Source organism: Paenibacillus sp. 598K (genome assembly GCF_003851045.1).
Taxonomy (GTDB): domain Bacteria; phylum Bacillota; class Bacilli; order Paenibacillales; family Paenibacillaceae; genus Paenibacillus_D.
This window is the reverse complement of the sequence record NZ_BFBX01000059.1, coordinates 73,960-94,075: the sequence shown is the minus strand read 5'-3', so window position 1 is coordinate 94,075 and position 20,116 is coordinate 73,960. Positions and strand designations below refer to the sequence as shown.

The window sequence follows — 20,116 nt, the reverse complement described above, 5'->3', positions numbered from 1 at the left end:
ATTTTATTTTCTCTTAGTGTATGGATGTTGAACTTCTGACTTGTCTATCAGCCATGGCGACCCTATCGTCTCTTGGCGAATATGGTCGCAAAGCTGCTGAGGACGTCATCGATATAGAGCGGGATCGCGTAGACGATGTCCGCTCCGGACAGGTCCTGATTCAAGCTTCATATCCTCGATGATGAATTGATAGCGACCATCCCCTCGACCTTTCCCAGTCAAGATCTGATGAAACCGAATGCCCTCCTCCATATGCTGCGGCGAAGTGGCCGAGATAAGTCAAAGCCAACGGCCCGCAACGCATCAAATACCATCCAAAACTGCCCGGCCGAACCAAACAGAAGAAAAGATCATATGCGACTTGTTCATCAAGCGGTTCCTCGGGCTTCCGGTGGACTTCTTCGGGTTTGACCATACCACCATTGAGCTCGATCGTTCGCGCATGGGCGAGGGGCTCTTTTTTTTGGTCTGCCACTGCTACATCCTCGACCAGTTATACCAGATCCAGCAAACCGTCAGTCGGCTCCTTGACCTGTTTAGCGGTACCGTCCTGATGTGTGTGTGTGTGTCGGCTCAATTTACAATAGCTTAACGAGTCATGTCAACTTACCTGCTATGCAGTTTGTATTTCTTTTGTAAAACCAATTGACAAGCTTGTTATTTTGATATAATGTTATAACCAGTTAAACGAGAAATGGTTATATCCATTCGACAAATACCTACACCATTTGTACGACGTACCAATGAACGGTTTGGAGGCGCTGAAGTGTTGGATGAGACGTTGCCTGTGACGCTGCAGTACCAGCTGCGGAGCAGGCTGATGGACAAAATTGAGCAAAAATATTGGCCGCCTGGCTCGCAGATTGCCAGTGAACGCGAGTTGTGCGAAGCGTACGGGGTGAGCCGGATGACCGTGCGGGAGGTGCTGCGGGCACTGGTCCAGGAAGGTGTGCTTGTGCGAAGACAGGGGAGCGGGACGTATGTGGCCCTGCCGAAATTCGAGCATGAGCTGACGAGCTCCTACAGCCTCTCGCAGGAGCTGGAGCGCGAGGGACTGGAGTCCCGCTTTGAAGTGCTGGACTTCCGGCATGTGACAGCTCCGGATGCGGTGCAGGAGGTGTTCGGCCTCGCGGCCGGAGACCCGGTCTGCATGATTATACGTCTTCGCTATATTGGCGACGAACGTTTTGCCTGGGAGAGGTCCTACACGCCATGCGAGCTGCTGGAAGGCAGCGACGTGGAAGCGCTCCAACGGGAGGGGTTATACCCGACGATGTACCGGATCTCCGGGCTGATTGCCGAGACGGCGGATGTGGAGACGGAGGCGGTCAATTGCCCTGCCGAGATTGCTCCCCAGCTAGGCATCAGGAAGCAGACGGCCGTGCTCCATCTGACGCGCATTACCAACGCCCAAGGACGCAGCGTGGAGTATTGCGAGAGTTATGTGCGCAGTGATAAATATCGCTACAAATACAAGCAGGTGCTACGCAAGAAAGCGTTCCGGGAGCGGGATGCTCTGCAACTGGACGGTATCTAGCCTCCGCACATGCGCATAACAATCGCCGCACACGGCCATCAGTAGGGGGCCAGGCACGGCCCGCTGGCATAACCGCAGCTCGCCCTGCAAGCGAGTTATGGTTTCCATATACTAAGGCTTAATCATTCAAGGAGGGTATTGTTTTGAGAAAAGTGAGTTCGACTCTAGCGTTCGTCCTGTTGTCCGGCACGATCCTGGCCGCCTGCAGCGGCAACAACGACTCCCCGGGTTCGTCCGAGACCTCGTCGCCTCAAGGCAACGGGAGCAACAGTCAGAATGTCGAAGCCGTCAACGCGACGGGGTTCCCGATTGTTAACGAGCCGATTACCCTGCGTGCGATGGTCCAGTTGAGCCCGGTGCAGCCGACGGACTGGAACGACATCCTGATCTGGCAGAAGTATGAGGAGATGACGGGCATCCGCATCGACTGGGAGGCCTACACGGCGGCCGACATTACCGAGAAGCGCAATCTAGCGCTTGCCAGCGACCAGTTGCCTGATATTTTCTACCGTACCCGAATGCCGGACAATGATGTAGACAAATATGGCGTCGAGGGGTCGTTCCTGCGTCTCAATGATCTGATTGACCAATATGCGCCCAACTTCAAGGCCATCATGGAGAAATATGAAGATGTGCGCAAGGGCGTGGCAACTGCCGATGGCAGCATCTATGCGTTGCCGAATCTGACCGATTCGCCGAGTATCGAGATTACGCGCAAGCTGTTCTTGAATCAGGATTGGCTGGAGAGTACAGGCCAGCAGATGCCGACGACGATTGACGAGCTCTACGAGGTGCTGGTGGCCTTCCGCGATGGCGATCCGAACGGCAACGGCGAGCAGGATGAGATTCCGATGGCCGCCGATTCGCTGGATGAGCTCCTGCTCGTCCTGCGCGGAGCTTACGGTCTGGGCAACAAGGGGATCGGCAACAACAACTGGGATATCGACCCGGACTCCGCTGAGCTGCGCTTCTTCCCCGCCAGCGAACGCTACCTGGAGCTGCTCACCTTCGTGAACAAGCTGTACACCGAGAAGCTGATCGACCAGGAGGTCTTCACCACCACCGGTACCGATGTATTGGCCAAAAATGAGCAGAACCGGATCGGCAGCTTCTCGTTCGGCAACGTTGTCGGCCGCGCCAACTCCAATGCCGACAGCTTCGTCGGTCTGGAGACGGCCCTTACCGGACCGCATGGCGACCAGCTGTATACGAGCGCACGCGGCCACCTGGGCGCACGTGGAGCTTTCATGATCAGCAAGTCCAACCCGCACCCGGAAGCTGCGATGCGCTGGATCGATTATTTCTATAGCGATGAAGGCATCCGCATGCTCTATCTGGGGATCGAGGGCGAGACATACGCTCAGAATGCGGATGGCGGGTATGATTTCCTGCCGGAGATAGTAGAGAACATTCCCGAGGGCTCTTCCTTCGACCAGGTGGTCTCGCAGTACGTCCCTTATGCCGGCGGCTCCATTCCGACCCTGATTATGGAAGATTACTTCAAGGGCGGCGAGACGCAGCCTTCGGCGAAGGCGGCTGCCGACAATCTGGCCCCTTACCTGCCTGACGAGCTGTGGGCGCCGTTTAGCTTCACCACCGAGGAGGCCGACGAGAAGGTGGCGCTGGAGACCGATATTAACGCGCTGGTCACTCAGCGCACAGCCGAGTTCGTCCAAGGCAAGTCCTCTCTGGCAGAGTTCAGTAATTATGTGACGCAGTTGGAGCGTATGGGACTGGACCGGCTGAAGGAAATCTATGAGGCGGGTTACGCGCGCTACCAGGAATAAGGAGTGTTGATATGACATCAAGCCAGGCGACGGGTCGGCAGCGCACGCTGCTGCCCCGCTCAGTCCGCAAAAACTGGGATCTCTATCTGCTCATTCTGCCGGTTGTTCTCTACTTTCTTCTTATTAAATATTTGCCGATGTACGGCATCCAGATCGCCTTCAAGGATTTCTCCGCAGCCAAGGGCATTTGGGGCAGCGACTGGGTCGGCTTCAAGCACTTTGTCCGTTTTTTTAATAACTATCAGTTCTGGACATTGATCAAGAACACGATTGGCATCAGTCTCTACCAGATTGCCGTTGCTTTTCCGATCCCGATCTTATTCGCCCTGCTGGTGAACGAGGTACAGAGCAAGTGGTTCAAGAAAAGTGTGCAGTCCATCACGTTTATGCCTCATTTTCTGTCGACAGTCGTGCTGGTCGGGATGCTGATGGCCTTTCTGTCGCCATCTACGGGACTGTTCAACAATGTGATCCGTCTGTTCGGCGGCGCTCCGGTCTATTTTATGACTGAGCCGGGCATGTTCAAGTCCATCTATGTGTTCTCGGATATCTGGCAGAACATGGGCTTCGCCTCCGTCCTGTATATCGCGGTGCTGGCCGGCATCGACAAGTCATTGTACGAGGCGGCGATGATCGACGGCGCGACCAAGCTGCAGCGACTGATCCATATTGCGATTCCGTGCCTGATCCCGACGGCGATCATCATGCTGATCTTCCAGTTCGGCTCGATGATGGATATCGGCTTCGAGAAGATTTATCTGATGCAAAATGACCTGAACCGTTCGGCATCGACGGTTATCTCTACCTATGTGTACGAGGTCGGCTTGCTGGGCTCGCAATTCAGCTTCTCGGCAGCCGTGGGCTTGTTCAACTCGGTGATCAACTTCGTGCTGATCATCATCGTCAACGCCGCAGCCAAGCGGATCAGCGGCACGAGTCTGTGGTGATGGGGGAAGCTAACTAATGGAACATACAAAAGCAACAAGTGTCGGCGACCGCATCTATGATGCCGTCATCTATACGATCCTGAGCGTGGTTATGCTCGGCACCTTGTACCCGTTGCTGTACATTGTCAGCGCCTCCATCAGCGATCCGCTGGCGATCGCGCGGGGGGAGCTGTGGCTATGGCCCAAGGAGATTACGTTCAGCGCCTATGAGCGCGTGCTGCAGAACCCGGATATTCTGACGGGCTACCGCAATTCGATCATCTATCTGGTGGTCGGAACGTCCATTAACCTGATCATGACGACGATGGGAGCATACGCGCTCTCTCGTCAGGACTTTCGGGGACGGTATGTGCTGACGCTGATTTTTACCTTCACTCTGCTGTTCAATGGCGGGCTGATTCCGACCTACCTGGTCTATAAAAATATGCTGGGTCTGTACAACAACCTGTGGGTGATGGTTATCCCTGCGGCGGTAAGCGTCTGGAATCTGATTATTATGCGGACCTACTTTCAGACCTCCATCCCGTATGAGCTGCAGGAAGCCGCGTTCATGGACGGCTGCAGCAATGTGCGGACGCTGGTGACGATCATCCTGCCGCTCTCCAAGCCGATTCTCGCTGTCATGGCGATGTATTACGGCGTGGCGCACTGGAATTCGTATTTTACGGCGCTCATCTATCTGAACGATTCCTGGCGGCAGCCGCTGCAGATGGTCATACGAAGTCTGCTCATTCAGGAGGATATGGGGGCCATGGCTGGCGGCAGCGGCGAGAGTATCGTCGAGCAGCTGCTGCTCGTCGAAAGCATGCGATACGCGATTATTGTAGTTTCCAGTCTGCCGATGCTGCTGGTCTATCCGCTCGTGCAGAAGCATTTTGTCAAAGGCGTCATGATCGGAGCAGTCAAAGGGTAATCAAACTTAGGAGAACGGGAGAGTGCTGATGGAAGGCATACGACATGAAGCGGAACAGGCGAAGCTGCTCAGCCGCGGCAAGCGGTCGTGGGCAGAGGACACAGTGGCGGGCCATGAGGCGCGTCTGGCTGTAGACGGACAACCGGACACATGCTGGGCCGGAGCCCCCTACTACAAATGGTGGAAGGTAGATCTTGGAGAGTTGTACCACATCGAGAGAATCTTCATCCGGACCGAGGCGCCGGACGAGATGGAGAGCTATACCCGGTACTTCATCGAAGTGAGCGACGATGATCTGAACTGGCGTCTGGCAGCAGAGCACCTCGAGACGGCAGCGCCGGCTCCTGACGGGCTGACCCATGTAGTCGGACTGGAAGCGCGTTATGTGCGGGTGACCTTGACCTATTGCTCGTCCGGCGAGACGGTGAGAATCTATGACCTGGAAGCCTACGGGCGGCAGTCATCCGATCGTCAGCCGGTCATTGACCGCCGCGCGCCGCGCAAGTTCGCTGCTGCCGATTACGACGAAGCGTCCGGCTTTGAACGCTTCGAAGCCGATGATGTGGAGCCGGGCACGACCTATGCTGCCCTGCGCGGCGGTACAACAGGAAGCTGGCTGCTCTACCGCGAGGTCGATCTGTCGGATATCGGCGTGGATCAGCTGCGCGGGATGTTCGGCTTCGCCGATCTGGACAAATCCAGGCAGGTGACGCTGGAGGTCCGGCTGGATCGCCTGGACGGGGAGTGCGTGGGCGAGCTGATCCTGTTCAAGCAATGGAAGCGCTGGTCCAATCTGGCAGGCCAGCTGACCGCTGCAGAGCCGGAGCGGCTAAGCGGCGTGCGGGATATCTATCTTGTGTTGCGCGATGTCGCGCCGGGACAGGAGCTGCTCATCCACTGGCTGGCGTTTGCCAAGGGAACGGCGCTGCCCCAGCCCCAGCCGCGGGCGGAGGCCTTGCCGGAGCCAGCTGGCGAGTACCGGATTTATTTTGGCAACCTGCACAGTCACACCGGTCTCTCGGATGGTATCGGTACGCCCGATGAGGCCTACGATTATGCCCGCTATACGGCGGGACTGGACTTTCTGGCGATTACCGAGCACAGCAATCTATATGATCACGATCTGGATTGGGACCGCAGCCGCAAATGGGTGGATATCCAGCGGACAACAGCGCGCAAGACCGAGGAGAATGCTTTCCTGGCGCTCTATGGCGCCGAGACGACATGGTACAACCAGTTTGGCCACATGAACACGTACAATATGGATTGCTTCATTAATGCTTATGAAATCAAATATAATGACATCGCTCATTATTATCATACAATCAAGCAATATCCAGATTCGATTCAACAGTGGAACCATCCGTGGTCCTGCGGCAACCGTCACCTGGACGGGTTCGACCCGTATGATCCGGAGCTCGATGAAGTGATGCATATGATCGAGATCAATCCGATCGAATCCAAGGAGCTCGGCGGCCTGTACTACTATGTGACGGCGCTCGATAAGGGCTGGCATGTAGCTCCTGTCGGCAGCCAGGACAATCATCACGGGCAGTGGGGAACGCAGAATACGCTGCGGACGGGCATATTGGTCGATCGCCTGACAACCGCCGACTTCTATGATGCGGTTCGTCATCAGCGGGCGTACTTCACCTCGGCGCTGCATCTCAGCGTGTGGTTCAGGGTCAATGGCGCGATTATGGGATCAAGAATCCCGCGTACGGAGACGGCCGATATCGAGATCCATGCGCTCTACAGCTTGCCGACCGGTCATCGTATCGTTCGCATGGAGCTGATCGGCGAGCAAGGCCAGGTATTGCATGCTGCAGACCACGACAACGATGAACTGCACTGCCGGCTGACCCTGAGCTGGCCTGACCGCTACTGCTTCGTCAAGCTCTATCAGGAGGATGGCGAATTTGCAGCGACTGCGCCGGTATGGTTCGAAGATTAAGGAGCTGAGGCATGATGGATTGGATCGGTGAGCTGGCCCTCTCGCATCTCATGCAGTACGGCGAGGTCTATCTGCGGATCACGCTGAGCGCATTGTGCGGCTTCGTCATCGGCTGGGACCGGGAGGCCAAGAGCAAGCCGGCGGGTCTGAAGACGTATATGTTCGTCTGTGTAGCCAGCGCGCTCATCACGGTCATCTCGATCTACAGCGTCGGCAAGCTGAGCGGCGTGTACGAGCATACGATGATGGACCCGATGCGGCTTGCCGCCCAGATCGTGACCGGGCTTGGCTTCCTGGGAGCGGGCGTAATCCTCAAGGACGGGTTGCAGGTCAAGGGGCTGACGTCGGCCGCGATGATCCTGTTCGTAGGAGGCATCGGCATTGGCATCGGGGCCGGCTTTTACGGTATTGTGCTCTTTGCAGTTGCGCTGTGCATGACGCTGGCCCGGGTCGCCAACCGGATCGAAAAACGACGGTACCGCAAGCATGTCGCGCTGCATACGCGCCGCGCGGAATTGGATGCGAGGAAATAACGGGTTTCCTTCAAGCGATTGACATTCAACTGGCTATATTATAACGTTATGACCAGTTGATAGAAGCGCGAGCCATCGCTAGGGCTCACGCTTTTGAAGGAGGAGACGACGTGCTGGACGATACCTTGCCGGTGACGCTGCAGTTTCAGCTGCGCGGCAAGCTTTTGGAGAAGATCGAGGGCCGGGTCTGGACACCGGGAACCCAAATTCCCAGTGAGCGGGAGCTGTGCGCAGAATATGGCGTCAGCCGCATTACGGTCCGCGAAGTGTTGAAGACGCTGGTGCAGGAGGGCTATTTGACGCGCAAGCAGGGCAAAGGGACATTCGTAGCGCTGCCGAAGTTCGAGCATGAGTTGACGAGCTCGTACAGCCTCTCCCAGGAGATTGAGAAGGAAGGGCTGGACTCCCATTTTCAAATGCTGAGCTTTCGCCGAGTTATCGCGCCCGGGCATGTGCAGGCAGTCTTTGGGCTGAGCGGCTCGGACGAGGTGTGCGAGATTACCCGGCTGCGCTCCATTGGAGGCGAGCTGTTTGCCTGGGAGCGAGCCTACACGCCAAGCGCGCTGATGATGGAGGCGACAGAAGCGCAGGTGGAGCAGGAGGGCTTGTACTTCACCATCTACCGCTGCTCGGGTCTGATGGCCGAAGAGGCAGAGGTGGAGGTCGAGGCAGTCAATTGCTCCGACGAAATCGCCGCCCTGCTCAAGTTGAAAAAGAAAGCGGCTGTGCTCTATCTGCGTCGAGTGACAGCTGCACAGGGACGTTGCATCGAGTATTGCGAGAGCTACGTGCGCAGCGAGACGTATAAGTACAAATACAAGCAGCGGCTGCGCAAGAAGCCGTACGACAGCGCCGCTTACGATTCGAAGTAAGGGGACAAGGGCTGCTTGGGAATAGAAGCCGCAAGGCAGTCGATTCGGCGGCGGGCGTGTCAAGCGCCCGCCCTGATTCGACCAGGCCGAGCGTTTGGGAGAAACCGCTGCCGGAAGGGAGGGGATGCCGAACGGGATAAGGATAACGACTTAATAAGTCTGAATATTCTGACAAAAGGAGGCTTTATCTTGAATCTTACCAAACGTTGGCTTCAGCTTACGCTCTCCCTTGCTCTTGTTGTGTCCCTGGTCCTTGGCGTTGCGCCTCATCCGTCGCAGTCGGTGTATGCCGCCCCCGTGTCCGGGGCCACGGCAATCCAGAGCGCTGCCGATCTGGAGCTGATCCGCGCGCAGCCGGACGGAGACTTCCGGCTGACCGGGGATATTGTGTTGAACGGCTCGTTCACACCGATTCCCGAGTTCACAGGCACGCTGGATGGCGACGGTCACAGCATCAGCGGCTTGTCCGTTACTGCGACGGCTGCTCAGCCCAAGGCGGCATTTATCGTCGTCAACCACGGCCGCATCGAGCGGATCGCCTTCGAGTCGGTAGCGATTACCGGCCTGTCGACGGACTCCACCTACTGGGCTGGAGGCATCGTGGCGACCAACCGGGGCGAGATTCGCGAGAGCTACGTCACCGGCACGGTGACGGGCGGTTACCGCAGCGCGGGCGTCGCTGTTACCAACTACGGCGTGATTCGCCATGTCTACGCCGATGTGGAAGTGAGCGCGCGGGTAGAGAGTGGCGGTCTGGTCGCAGTAGCCGAGCCGGGCTCGCTGCTGGAGCAGTCCTATGTGCTGCCGGACGTGTATTCGCAGGAGAGCAATACGGGCGGTATCGCCGCCTACGCGTATAGCGGCGCCATTATCCGCGACAACGCGGTGCTTGCCGGCACCGTGGATAACGACGGCGGCAGCAACATTGGCCGCATCGTAGGCCGAGTCAACGGGACGCCGACGCTCCAGAATAATCGGGCCTCGCAGCAGACACTGGTGCAGGGAAGCGCGGTGAGCGGCGGGGGGCTAGCGGATCCGCAAGGTCTGACCACGACAGCCGTTGAGCTAGCGAGTCCAGAGGTATATGTGAACAGCCTGGGCTGGAGCTTCGCCACAGCTTGGCAATGGAGCGCCGCGCTGGCACGGCCGCAGCTGCGGGGAGTGCAAGAGGCTGCACCGACTCCGATTGCTACAGCAGCACAGCTGGAGCTGCTCCGGACCAATCCGGCTGGCGATTATGTGCTGACAGCAGATATTGACCTGACGGGAGCTTTTACACCCATTCCCGTGTTCAGTGGCACGCTGGATGGCGATGGTCACCGCATCAGCGGCTTGACCGTCACCGCGACAACCGCTCAGCCCCGTGCGGCGCTGATCGTCGAGCAGGAGGGAGTCATCGAGCGACTCGGCGTTGTCGATGTGGACATCGCCGGGCTGAGCGCTGACTCGACCTACTGGGCCGGAGGGTTGGTCGCTGCCAACCATGGTGTGATCCGCGAGAGCTTCGTCACTGGCGAGGTGACTGGCGGGTATCGCAGTGCCGGACTGGCGGTTACCAATTACGGTACCATCCGAGACGTGTATGCAGACGTGCAGGTCCGCGCAGAGGTGGAGGCAGGCGGGGTGGTTGCCGTGTCTGAGCCGGGCTCGCTGCTGAGCGGCTCGTATGTCGTGCCGGATGTCCAGTCGATACAGAATAACACAGGCGGGTTGACGGGTTATGCGTATGCGGGAGCGGTGATCCGCGACAATGCCGTGCTTGGCGGAGCGATCGACAATGGCGGTGGCAGCAACATCGGCCGGGTGGTCGGACGGATGAACGGTACCCCGACCCTGCAGAACAATCTAGCTTCGCAGCAAGCGCTGGTCCAGGGCAATACGGTCAGCGGCGGAGGCCTGACCGATCCGCAAGGATTGACCGTTAGTGCGAGCGCGCTGCAGCAGCCCGCCCTCTATGAGCAGGAGCTGGGCTGGGATCTCTATGCGGTATGGACCTGGAGCGCGGGGCTGGCGCGTCCGCAGCTGCGGAGCACGCCGGAGCTCGCCCCGCTCCCCATCGCCACGGTAGCGGATCTGGAGCTGCTGCGCAGCAACCCGGCAGGGGACTATCGACTGGTCTCGGATCTGACGATGACGGAGGCTTTCGAGCCGATCCCGCACTTCAGCGGTACATTGGACGGCAACGGACATACGGTGACAGGGCTCCTGACGATTGCCAGCGCCGACCGTTCCGCCTCGGCATTGATCATGGAGCTGACCGGTCAGATCGAGCGTCTTGGACTGGTGGAGACGGCAATCGTAGGCAGCAGCGGGGCGACCTCGCATTGGGCCGCAGGGTTCGCCACGGTCAATCGCGGCACGATCCGCGAGAGCTTCGTGACCGGCGTTGTCACGGGCAGCTACCGCAGTGCGGGCATTGCGGTACACAATTACGGACGCGTGTTGAACAGCTACGCCGACTTGATCGTCAAGGGTCGCGGCGAAGCCGCTGCCTTGGTGGCCGTCGCCGAGAGCGGCTCGCTGCTGGAGAGCTCCTATGCCGAGCCGGATGTGTATTCGGAGCTGAACAACACAGGCGGTCTGACCGCCTATGCCTACACAGGCGCGACCATCCGTCGCAACGCGCTGCTCGCCGGTTCGATCGACAATGGGGGCGGGAGCAATATCGCCCGAGTAGCGGGACGTGTCAACGGCACGCCGGCGTTCGAGGGCAACCGGGCTTCGGAGAATGCTCTCGTTCAGGGACAGCAGGCTACCGGAGGCAGCGCAACCAACCGTCAGGGCCAGTCCGTCACGGACGAGGCGCTTACACTGCAAACGACGTATGAAGGCACGCTCGCCTGGGATTTCGACCGCATCTGGCAGATGGAGCCGCAGACGCAGCGTCCCGTGCTGCAGGCTTTTGCTTCCCTGCCGGAACAGGAATCGCACCCGATCCTCTATCGCGTGTTCCGCGACGAGAGTCAGACCCTCTCGGCGGGCGTCTCGCACCGGCAGATGGACTTTATCGACAGCGAGGGGCATGTACAGAAGGCCAACATCATCGATGCCGATCTGACGCTGCCGCAGAACAAGATTATGGTCGGCGTCAAAAATAATCAAGTCCCGCCAACCGACGAGAACGGCAACTACATCCGGATCGTAGATGAGAACGGCTCCGACTCGATACGAGGCACAGTGCCGGAGCAGATGGAGACGACGATCCTGCCGGGACGCGAGGTCATCGCAGGTGTGAACGGCGAGTTCTACACCGAGCAGGGGCCGGAGGGCTACATGATCAAGGATGGCTCGGACATCATCAACGGTGTGCGGGTGCCGGGAGTCGATGGCAAGAACTATCCGTTCCATGGGTTCTTCGGCATTCGAGACGATGGCACGCCGGTGATCGGCAACTACAGTGACGACTGGGAGAGTGAGAAGGATAACTTGTTCCAGGCCTCGGGAGGTCAATACTGGATCGTCCAGAATGGCGTTGCCCAGGACTTCAATGGTCTGGTCATCTCGGATGAGACGCACCCAGACTTCGATTACGAGACCTATTATCGCCACAAAGACCGCCACCCGCGTACCGCCGCAGGCATCCGGGACGACGGCACCGTTTTCTTCGTCATTATTGACGGACGGGGAGCTAACGGCTCGGTCGGCTTTTACATCGAGGAGCTGGGTCTGTATATGAAAGAGCTTGGCGCAGTAGAGGCAATTAATATGGATGGCGGGGGTTCGTCGACGGCGGTGACGCGCAATGGCGCAACCGGTGCGTACGAGGTGAAGAATACGCCGATTAATCGGGTAGACGGCGTCAACACGCCGGGGGTGGCCCGCCGCGTCTTCTCGTCGCTGTTCATTGTTGTTGACCAACCACCAGCGTAAATAAGCAAATAAGCCGTTTTGCGCCGGCCCTCGGGCCGGCGTTTTTGTGTGCTGTCCAAAAGCCTGTCGTCTCTTCCGTATTGTCTCAACCCGGGCGACCCTGTCGTCTCTCGGCGAACACGGTAGCGAAGCTGCTATCGACCCCATCGATATAGAGCGGGATCGCGTAGACGATGTCCGCTCCGGACAGGTCCTGATCGAGCTTCATGTCCTCGATGATGAATTGATAGCGACCATCCCCTCGACCTTTCCCGGTCATGATCTGATGAAACCGAATGCCCTCCTCCATATGCTGCGGCGAAGTGGCCGAGATAAAGTCAAAGCCGACGGCCCGCAACGCATCAAACACCATCAAAAACTGCCCGGCCGAAGCAGAAAAGCCGGGACCATGATTGCCGTAGCGAACCGGGTCCGAGGCGCGAAGCTCCCCGAACCCCGTTCGGATCAGCAGCAGCTCGGAGCCGGCGATCTGAGGGGCGAACGGCTCCAGATCCTCCTTTGTAATCAGCTCGCCGTCAGATTTGGGGATATCGAGCACGGTGACACGGGTAAAGACGAACTCATCGAGCGGAATGTCGGTCAGCTTTTTCCCTTCGGGGTTAAAGTGCCAGGGCCCGTCAATATGCGTACCCGCGTGATTAATCGACGTGATGATGAATTGATTGTACGGATCGCCATTGGCTATGCTGGATTGCTGCTCGATCTCTACGGGTGGATTGTCCAGGTAGGTTGGGGTGCGCTCTCCAAGCGGATAAGACAGTACCAGTCGCTTCATCGTTCGATGCCTCCTCTTGTTCCGATTAGGTATTGAGCAGGACGTTACGTCACAGTCTATAATAAAAACACGTTGCTAATGTGTCTTTAAACCGACTATATTCGGGGGTGATGATGTGGAGCTTACGGTGGGGAGATTCGCCAGCGCGGTCCATACGACGATACGGACACTAAGATATTATGAGAAAATCGGGCTTCTTGTTCCTGGGAAGAAAAACGATTCCAATCAAAAAATTTATACCAGGGATGAACTGAAGAAATTTTATAACATACAGTTGCTCAAGAGTATGGGCTGGCCTTTAAACGAGATTAAAGAAATGCTTGGAGAGCGCGCGTATTCTTTTAAAGATATGCTGGCGATGCAAGAGGCCGTGCTGCTCGAGAAGAGAAATAAAATCAATGCCTCCTTGGCAATGATGGATCGTATCAAGATTGTCATCCATGAAACGGGCGATTTAAACAACGAAGATCTGATGCTGCTCATGAATACGATTCGTCTAGAAGAAGATCAGAAAACGATTTTAAAACAATATCTCTCTTCAAACACGGTCGAAAAAATCATGCCCAAAACCAAACAGCAACAAATCGCATTCGATCGATTAAACAGCAGGTTACTGTCATTTTTTCAAGATGCCATTCACAGTGGACTACACCCGGATAGTCAAGAGGTGCAACAAGAATTAAAAGAACTGCTAGCCATAATTCCGGCATCTATAAACGAGCTTTTTCATTCAGAGATGAACTTGAAAAAACAATCGGACCTATTTAAAGCTTTGTTGCCCGTGGATATGGTGGAATTTTTCGAGGAAGCGATGCATGTGTTTTATACCAACCACAAGAACGAAGTAAAGGGGGACTAAGATATGAGTGAATTAAACGCTCGGCAGCATCATAAATTATTGCTTCAAATTTTGTTAGGCTTAATGCCGTTTTTAGTTTTGGGCGTAGCGCTCATTGCCATATTTCGGTGGGGTGAAATTATCCCCTATATCGGTTCGTTGTTTGTTGCCCACGAGCTGTCTTTTCTTCATGCTTCCTTGCTAGGGTTAATCGTCGGTACGATTGTCGTGCTTGTCTCTGTTGGTCTGATCGTAAAAACAAACACACAGCTTCCTCAGTCGGAAGGTACGGAGATGATACTTCAGCTGATGAGAACCCCCAGCGGCATTGCCGCCAGTGCGCTGGGGGGTGGAATTGTGGAAGAGTTTTTCTTTCGGGGAGTATTAATTGGCCTGTTTATTGGTTATAACCCAGTCGTGGATGGAATTGTGATCGGCATAAGTACGTTGTTATTTTGGATCATTCATATTCCGCAATACAAAGGGGTCTATTTAGCCTACGGTTTAGTGTGCATTAATGGACTGATCTTTGCTTTGCTGTTCTATTTGACGGGGTCGTTGATCCCCTCGATGATTGCCCATGCGATCTATAATCTGGGGATAGGGATATACTTCATGAGAAATACAGCTACCGTCCAACATCCGCTATAACGTCACTTCGCATCCTCGTCATCCCGCATCAGCTTCATTAAATAAGCATACGTTTCCGCCGTCATGCCAAAAGCCTGGTCGGGATGATCGCGATAATAGTGCTCGGCTAACGTCACCTGATCCTCGTGGATGTGATGGGCATCAAGCACGCGCTCCTTCCAGTAACGAACACAAGCCATCGCCTTCTTATCCCGGATCGTCAGCTTGTGCTCCCAGCAGAAGGTGAGATTTTCGATGAATTCGCGCCACTCGACCAGATTGAAGCCAAGTTGTCGGTCGCTAGGTTTGGTCAGGTTCTCCATTTGCGCAGGCGTGAGCGCCGTGTCATTGGCGAGCTGGGAGAAGAGCGGCAGCAGCGTAGGCATGATCTCCTGCTTGTCCGACAGCTGCTCCTGAAGCCTCGACAAGCGCAGCAAACGTAGCTGTAAATGAACCAACTCCGCTTCAGCCCGCCGCTTTTCCGCCTCGATGAACACTTGAATATTAAAGTCGCGTTGGTTGACATACTGGTGGATGTCAGCCAGACTCATCCCCATATTTTTCAACGACAGGATGACGAACATCTGCGAGAACGAACCGGCGTCGTAAAACCGGTGCCCCTGTTCGTTGACGAGCGCTGGCTTCAGCAGATCGATCTCATCGTAATATTGCAGTGTTCGCACGCTAACCCCGGTCAGCTCGGCAAACGCTTTGGTTTTCATATGATGTTCCATGACTACACTCTAATCCATTTTGCTTTCCGATACAACGTTGGCCAGATGACGATAGAGGTCAGGCGCTTCATCCCACTTCGTCGTCTCCAGCGCTCTGGACAAATATACGAGCTCGGCAGCGCTGTCGGCCATAGCCTTATCATCCGCAAAGGGCAAGGGCTGCATGAGCAGGCCCCTGGTCGCAAGCTGCGCCCCCATGATGAAATGACCGGGCAACTGCTCGCTCTGGACAGTGAAATGTGAAAGCAGCATGCCGATGTCATCGATGCGCGCTTCGACCGTTCCGGTGTGCAAGCCTGTCGTCCAGTCGCCCGTCGTGATCGACAGGACGGATGGAGGATGGAACAACTCGGCGACAGACCCGGCAAACTCATGCAGAGTGTCCGTGGTGTACTCCAGGTTAAACCGGGCATTCGTAATCGAGCAAAAAATCGAGACGCCCTGCGATAAACGAAACGTAAAACTTATTTTTTGGCTGATATCGTTCATCGCGGCTAACAACGTACAGTTTGTAACGATCTGCTCCAGCAACGTACGAATGTCGTCTCTGCCCTTGAAGGACAGCAATTGTAGCCGGGCAACCTGAGCGGTGTCGGCTATGACGATTCGGTAGTCTTTGTTCGTGGAAAGCAGCTTAAGGATGTTATTCATCCTTCATCACCTCAAAAAAAGTGTAGCGTATCACGTAACGTGATACGCAAGTCTTTTCTTGAAAGGCTGCACAGCCTTGGCCATGATTCGCCTACTCCTTCACCGATCCAATCAACAAGCCCTTGATAAAATACTTCTGCAAAAACGGGTAGAACAGCACGATCGGGCCGATCGTCAGGATCGCCGTCGCCATCTTCACGGACTCGCTGGGCAGCACGGCGTTGACGCCGAGGTCCATCGTCGCCTGCATCGACTGGATCATGCTGATCTCCGAGTTCAGTCGGAACAGCAAGTATTGGAGCGGGTAGAGCGACTCCCGGTCGACGAGCATGATCGCGTTGAACCAGTTGTTCCAGTAGGCGATGCCGTAGAATAGCGTGATCGTCGCCAGCACCGGCAGACTGAGCGGGAAGAAGATGCGGAAGGCGATATACGCGTCGTTGGCCCCGTCGATCCGCGCCGCCTCGGTCAGCGAATACGGGATCTGCTTCATATAGTTGCGCACGAGGAACAGGTTGAACGGGTTGAACAGCAGCGAAGGCACGATCAGCGCCAGCAGCGTGTTGCGCAGCCCCAGCCCGGTGCTGATCATGTACCACGGCACGAGTCCGGTGTTGAACACCATCGTAATGAAGAAAAACACCGCCAGATGGTTGCGATACTTCAGATGATTGCTAGAGAGCGTATACCCGGCCAGTCCGGTGATGAGGACGGCGACCGCCGTCCCTGTCAGCGTGACGATGATCGAGATCATATAGCTCTGGTAGAGCGGCGTGTTGCCGAACAGCAGCAGGTTGTAGGCGTCGAATGAAAATTGCTTCGGGATGAGCTGATACCCGTGCAGTTGGATCATCTTCTCATCCGTCATCGACACCATCAGGATGAGCAGCATCGGCAAGGTGCAGACCAGCGATACGAGCGTGATGAATACATAATTGAAGCCGTTAAATAAACGATTGGCCGTCATCTGGCCTCACCTCCTTAGAACAACGCATTGTCCGGATTGATCTTGCGCACCAGCAGGTTGCTGCCGAATACGAGGATGAAGCCGACGACTGCCTGATACAAGCCGATCGCCATCGCCTGCGCGGGATTGCCGATGTTGCGCAGCGAGCGAAACACATACGTATCGATGACATCCGTCGTCGGATAGAGCAGGCCGTTGTCCTTGACGATGGCGTAGATCATGTCGAAGCTGCCGTACATAATCTTGCCGAGCGCCAGCAGCGAGAGGATCGAGACGGTCGGCATGAGCAGCGGCAGCGTAATGTGACGGATCAGCTGCCAGCGGCTGGCGCCGTCGATCCGGCCTGCCTCATAGTAGCTGCCGTCGATGCCGGTGATCGCTGCCAGATAGATGACGAGCGAGATGCCGATATCCTTCCACACATTGGCGCCGACGAGGATGGCGGTCCAGTACTCCGGCGAGGCGTACCAGTTGATCCCGTCCAGCTCGAAGAGTGCCATCAGCCGGTTGGCGATGCCAAAGTCGGTGGAGAAAATGCTGTAGACGATGTAGCTCACCACGACCCAGGAGAGGAAGTGGGGGAAAAGAATCGTCGATTGCGTCACTTTGGAGAACAGACGGCTGCGCAGCTCGTTGAACAGAATCGCCAGCACCAGCGCGCAGATCGTGCCGACGACGATGAACAGGAAGTTCAGCTTGATAGTCGTCCACGTAATCTGCCACGCCCGTGGCGAGGCGAAGAAAAATTTGAAATTGTCGAGCCCGACCCAGGGCGAATTGAAAATGCCGGTGCGAAAGCTGAAGCGCTGGAAGGCGATGACCATGTAGGGCATCGTCAGATAGCCGAATACAAACGTGTACAAGGCCGCAGGCAGCACCAAAAGATAAGCGACATAATTTCTGCGCAGTTCCGATACGAAGGAATGCTTTTTTGCGGACTTGGCGGATTGGCTCACCGGCGTCACATCCTTACCTCATGTTTTTGTGTTGCTCCTAAGTCTACGGATCGTGTCCGGGGCTCGTAAACTTTGAATAGTGGGCAAGGTTCAGAAATGGACAGTTTTCGGGCTTCACTTTTGATACAATGCGTTCAAATTTGGACACTGGACTTCGAAATGGAAGGATGGATCGGCTATAATGTAGGAACATTCAGGACAGGGGAGCGATCCAGATGAAGTTAAGACACCGGCTGATTCGTTACTCGGTCTATCGCAGCATGATCCTGAACTTCCTGCTGTTGACGGCGATCATCATCGCGGTCGTATGCGGCGGGTTGTTCGCGCTGTTCTCGTGGAGCACGGCCAAGGAGGTCGGCAACATCTCCGAAGCGATGCTGCAGCAGAACAGCTTCGTCTCCAAGGTAATCAAGGACCAGGTGTACAATCTCGGCAACCAGTTGCTCAACAGCAAGGAGATTATGGCCGTCATGGTCGACCGCGAACGGGATCGGATCAAGGAGTTCCATGCGGTGAACGAGCTGCGCTCGGTCCAGGCCAACTATCCCTTCATCCAGATGATCGGCATCTATAATCCGCAGTCGGCGCAATACATCAATACGAGCGGTGTCTCATTCGAGCAGGAGGAGGCGCATCTGTCCCGATTGGAATCGCGGCGCAATGCGTACTTCAACTTCATCCCCCGAACGGTCAGTCTGCCAACAGCGGGCAACCGGTCGACGAACGTGCTGACCTTCCTGCTGCTGCCCAGCTACTATACCCAGCTGCCGACGGGCGGCAGCGTCATCGTCATCGATATCAACGAGAGCTACGTGCAGCGGATGATCGGCGGGTACAAAAACTATAGCTCCGACTCGCTGTTTGTCATGAACGAGGAGGGGCTGGTCGTCACCCATTCGGACCCCCATCTGTTCATGACCAATGTGGCCAATGAACCGTATGCCTCGCGCATCCTCGCCGCCGAAGCGCCGACAGGCAACTTTACGATGCAGATCGATGGCCGGAAAAATCTCGTCAGCTACGCCAAGTCGCAGGATATGGACTGGGTGTTCGTCAATGTGAGCAAGTACGACAATCTGCTCTTCAACATGAACGAGCTGCGCTGGTCCACGCTCGGAATCGCCGTGGCGATGTTCGTCATCAGCCTGCTGATCTCGATCTGGCTCACCAACCATACGTATCATCCGATCCGCAAGCTGCTGGACAAGTTCGTCGGCCAGATGACGGTAGAGAAGCAACGCTCCGTCAACGAAATGGCGCTGCTCGACACAAAGTTCGCGGCGATGACCGGCCAGCTCAGCGCGATGGAATCGACGCATGCGGCAGCCAGCCGGGTCGAGCTGCTCCATTACTTCAAAGGCTCGCAGGCCGGCGCCGAGTCCAGGCTGCTGCAGGCGTGGGAGGGCGTGCCGCTGCTCGCCGTGATGATCAAGATCGACTCGCTCGACGCCTTCCGGCGCGCCAACGCGAGCAAGATGCAGTCGCTCAAGCACTTCGCCGTCGGCAATATCGCCGAGGAACTCGTCGGTATGTATATGGAATGCAAGCTGATCATCATCGAGGAGGGAGAGCTCGGCATGCTCGTGAGGACGGGGGAGGAGCAATGCCCGCCACAGCTGGTGGCACAGCTGCAGGAGCTGCAGAGCAAGGTGAGCAGCTACTTCCATATGGAGCTGTCGATCGGCATCGGTCCAGTCGTCCATACGCTCGCCCAGATCCGGGATTCTTACCGGTATGCCAAGGAGTGCCATCAGCGGCGTTTCTTCGAGGGCAAAGGACGGATCTTCGAATATGAGCGCGCTCGCGAGGAGGCGCAGGAGACTCTGGAGCGCAGCTATCCGATCAAGACGGAGAAGAAGCTGGTCGAGGCGATCCGAAGCAGCAGCCGGTCGAAGGCGGCAGCCGAGGTGGAGGCTTTCCTGAAGGAGATGAGCAGATGCGAATACCAGCAGGCGCTCTTCTTCCTCAACCAGTTGGCGCTGTCGTTGTACAAGCAGTTCCATACCGACTCCTCGAGCGACGGGACGGATCTGATCTCGGGCTTGTTCCAGCGGCTGCCGGCGTATGAGACGCTCCAGGAGATCGGCGAGGAGCTGAAGCAGATCGCTGGCCAGCTCGCGGAGCGGCTGGAGGAGGCGGCGAGCCAGCACAA

The 20,116-nt window shown here is 56.4% G+C and carries 17 protein-coding genes; 11 read left to right on the top strand and 6 right to left on the bottom strand.

What is annotated here, in order from left to right:
* Nucleotides 1-160: 160 nt before the first annotated feature.
* Nucleotides 161-475: a hypothetical protein gene (locus PA598K_RS36270; protein ID WP_185602062.1), complete on the bottom strand. Its 315-nt coding sequence runs from the start codon at nt 473-475 to the stop codon at nt 161-163.
* Between the two features lie 291 nt (nt 476-766).
* Here PA598K_RS36270 and PA598K_RS17750 point away from each other — a divergent pair, with 291 nt between their 5' ends.
* The 8 genes from PA598K_RS17750 (at nt 767) to PA598K_RS17715 (ending at nt 12,413) form a co-directional block, all read left to right on the top strand.
* On the top strand, nt 767-1,537 hold the full coding sequence (locus PA598K_RS17750; protein WP_128658251.1) for a GntR family transcriptional regulator: 771 nt from the start codon (nt 767-769) through the stop codon (nt 1,535-1,537).
* A 152-nt stretch (nt 1,538-1,689) separates the two neighbouring features.
* Nucleotides 1,690-3,324, top strand: coding sequence for an extracellular solute-binding protein (locus PA598K_RS17745; RefSeq protein ID WP_260405472.1), 1,635 nt, complete (start codon nt 1,690-1,692; stop codon nt 3,322-3,324).
* Nucleotides 3,325-3,335: 11 nt separating this feature from the next.
* The gene (locus PA598K_RS17740) at nt 3,336-4,271 is read left to right on the top strand and encodes an ABC transporter permease (RefSeq protein ID WP_128658249.1); all 936 of its coding nucleotides are present in this window, start codon (nt 3,336-3,338) and stop codon (nt 4,269-4,271) included.
* A 16-nt stretch (nt 4,272-4,287) separates the two neighbouring features.
* On the top strand, nt 4,288-5,184 hold the full coding sequence (locus PA598K_RS17735; RefSeq protein WP_128658248.1) for a carbohydrate ABC transporter permease: 897 nt from the start codon (nt 4,288-4,290) through the stop codon (nt 5,182-5,184).
* Nucleotides 5,185-5,212: 28 nt separating this feature from the next.
* Entirely contained in the window at nt 5,213-7,138 is a 1,926-nt protein-coding gene (locus PA598K_RS17730; RefSeq protein ID WP_128658247.1) for a CehA/McbA family metallohydrolase, read from the top strand.
* A gap of 11 nt (nt 7,139-7,149) precedes the next feature.
* Complete coding sequence (locus PA598K_RS17725; protein ID WP_128658246.1) at nt 7,150-7,671, top strand: MgtC/SapB family protein; 522 nt, start codon at nt 7,150-7,152, stop codon at nt 7,669-7,671.
* A 110-nt stretch (nt 7,672-7,781) separates the two neighbouring features.
* Nucleotides 7,782-8,543, top strand: a complete 762-nt coding sequence (locus tag PA598K_RS17720) for a GntR family transcriptional regulator (RefSeq protein WP_128658245.1) — start codon at nt 7,782-7,784, stop codon at nt 8,541-8,543.
* Nucleotides 8,544-8,732: 189 nt separating this feature from the next.
* Nucleotides 8,733-12,413, top strand: coding sequence for a phosphodiester glycosidase family protein (locus tag PA598K_RS17715; protein ID WP_128658244.1), 3,681 nt, complete (start codon nt 8,733-8,735; stop codon nt 12,411-12,413).
* An 85-nt stretch (nt 12,414-12,498) separates the two neighbouring features.
* Here PA598K_RS17715 and PA598K_RS17710 read toward each other — a convergent pair whose 3' ends face one another.
* The gene (locus tag PA598K_RS17710) at nt 12,499-13,188 is read right to left on the bottom strand and encodes a cyclase family protein (RefSeq protein WP_128658243.1); all 690 of its coding nucleotides are present in this window, start codon (nt 13,186-13,188) and stop codon (nt 12,499-12,501) included.
* Nucleotides 13,189-13,303: 115 nt separating this feature from the next.
* On the opposite strand from PA598K_RS17710, the gene PA598K_RS17705 reads away from it, so the two are divergent.
* Nucleotides 13,304-14,047 (top strand): MerR family transcriptional regulator, encoded by a 744-nt coding sequence (locus tag PA598K_RS17705; RefSeq protein ID WP_185602061.1) that lies wholly within the window; start codon nt 13,304-13,306, stop codon nt 14,045-14,047.
* A gap of 3 nt (nt 14,048-14,050) precedes the next feature.
* Nucleotides 14,051-14,677, top strand: a complete 627-nt coding sequence (locus PA598K_RS17700; protein WP_128658241.1) for a CPBP family intramembrane glutamic endopeptidase — start codon at nt 14,051-14,053, stop codon at nt 14,675-14,677.
* Between the two features lie 2 nt (nt 14,678-14,679).
* Here the strand turns inward: PA598K_RS17700 and PA598K_RS17695 are convergent, their stop codons facing one another.
* From PA598K_RS17695 to PA598K_RS17680, 4 genes are all read right to left on the bottom strand, one after another.
* Nucleotides 14,680-15,390, bottom strand: coding sequence for a MerR family transcriptional regulator (locus tag PA598K_RS17695; protein WP_128658240.1), 711 nt, complete (start codon nt 15,388-15,390; stop codon nt 14,680-14,682).
* A gap of 9 nt (nt 15,391-15,399) precedes the next feature.
* The gene (locus PA598K_RS17690) at nt 15,400-16,041 is read right to left on the bottom strand and encodes an Hsp33 family molecular chaperone HslO (protein ID WP_128658239.1); all 642 of its coding nucleotides are present in this window, start codon (nt 16,039-16,041) and stop codon (nt 15,400-15,402) included.
* 91 nt (nt 16,042-16,132) lie between these two features.
* Nucleotides 16,133-17,008 (bottom strand): carbohydrate ABC transporter permease, encoded by an 876-nt coding sequence (locus tag PA598K_RS17685; RefSeq protein ID WP_128658238.1) that lies wholly within the window; start codon nt 17,006-17,008, stop codon nt 16,133-16,135.
* A gap of 14 nt (nt 17,009-17,022) precedes the next feature.
* Nucleotides 17,023-17,964, bottom strand: coding sequence for an ABC transporter permease (locus tag PA598K_RS17680; protein ID WP_128658237.1), 942 nt, complete (start codon nt 17,962-17,964; stop codon nt 17,023-17,025).
* A gap of 215 nt (nt 17,965-18,179) precedes the next feature.
* Here PA598K_RS17680 and PA598K_RS17675 point away from each other — a divergent pair.
* The coding region (locus tag PA598K_RS17675; RefSeq protein ID WP_185602060.1) for an AraC family transcriptional regulator at nt 18,180-20,116 on the top strand (1,937 nt) is incomplete at its 3' end.

Coding starts and splice junctions, on each gene's coding strand:
- PA598K_RS17740 (WP_128658249.1), top strand. CDS start 3,336: ATGACATCAAGCCAGGCGACGGGTCGGCAGCGCACGCTGCTGCCCCGC.
- PA598K_RS17735 (WP_128658248.1), top strand. CDS start 4,288: ATGGAACATACAAAAGCAACAAGTGTCGGCGACCGCATCTATGATGCC.
- PA598K_RS17730 (WP_128658247.1), top strand. CDS start 5,213: ATGGAAGGCATACGACATGAAGCGGAACAGGCGAAGCTGCTCAGCCGC.
- PA598K_RS17725 (WP_128658246.1), top strand. CDS start 7,150: ATGATGGATTGGATCGGTGAGCTGGCCCTCTCGCATCTCATGCAGTAC.
- PA598K_RS17710 (WP_128658243.1), bottom strand. CDS start 13,188: ATGAAGCGACTGGTACTGTCTTATCCGCTTGGAGAGCGCACCCCAACC.
- PA598K_RS17700 (WP_128658241.1), top strand. CDS start 14,051: ATGAGTGAATTAAACGCTCGGCAGCATCATAAATTATTGCTTCAAATT.
- PA598K_RS17695 (WP_128658240.1), bottom strand. CDS start 15,390: ATGGAACATCATATGAAAACCAAAGCGTTTGCCGAGCTGACCGGGGTT.
- PA598K_RS17690 (WP_128658239.1), bottom strand. CDS start 16,041: ATGAATAACATCCTTAAGCTGCTTTCCACGAACAAAGACTACCGAATC.
- PA598K_RS17685 (WP_128658238.1), bottom strand. CDS start 17,008: ATGACGGCCAATCGTTTATTTAACGGCTTCAATTATGTATTCATCACG.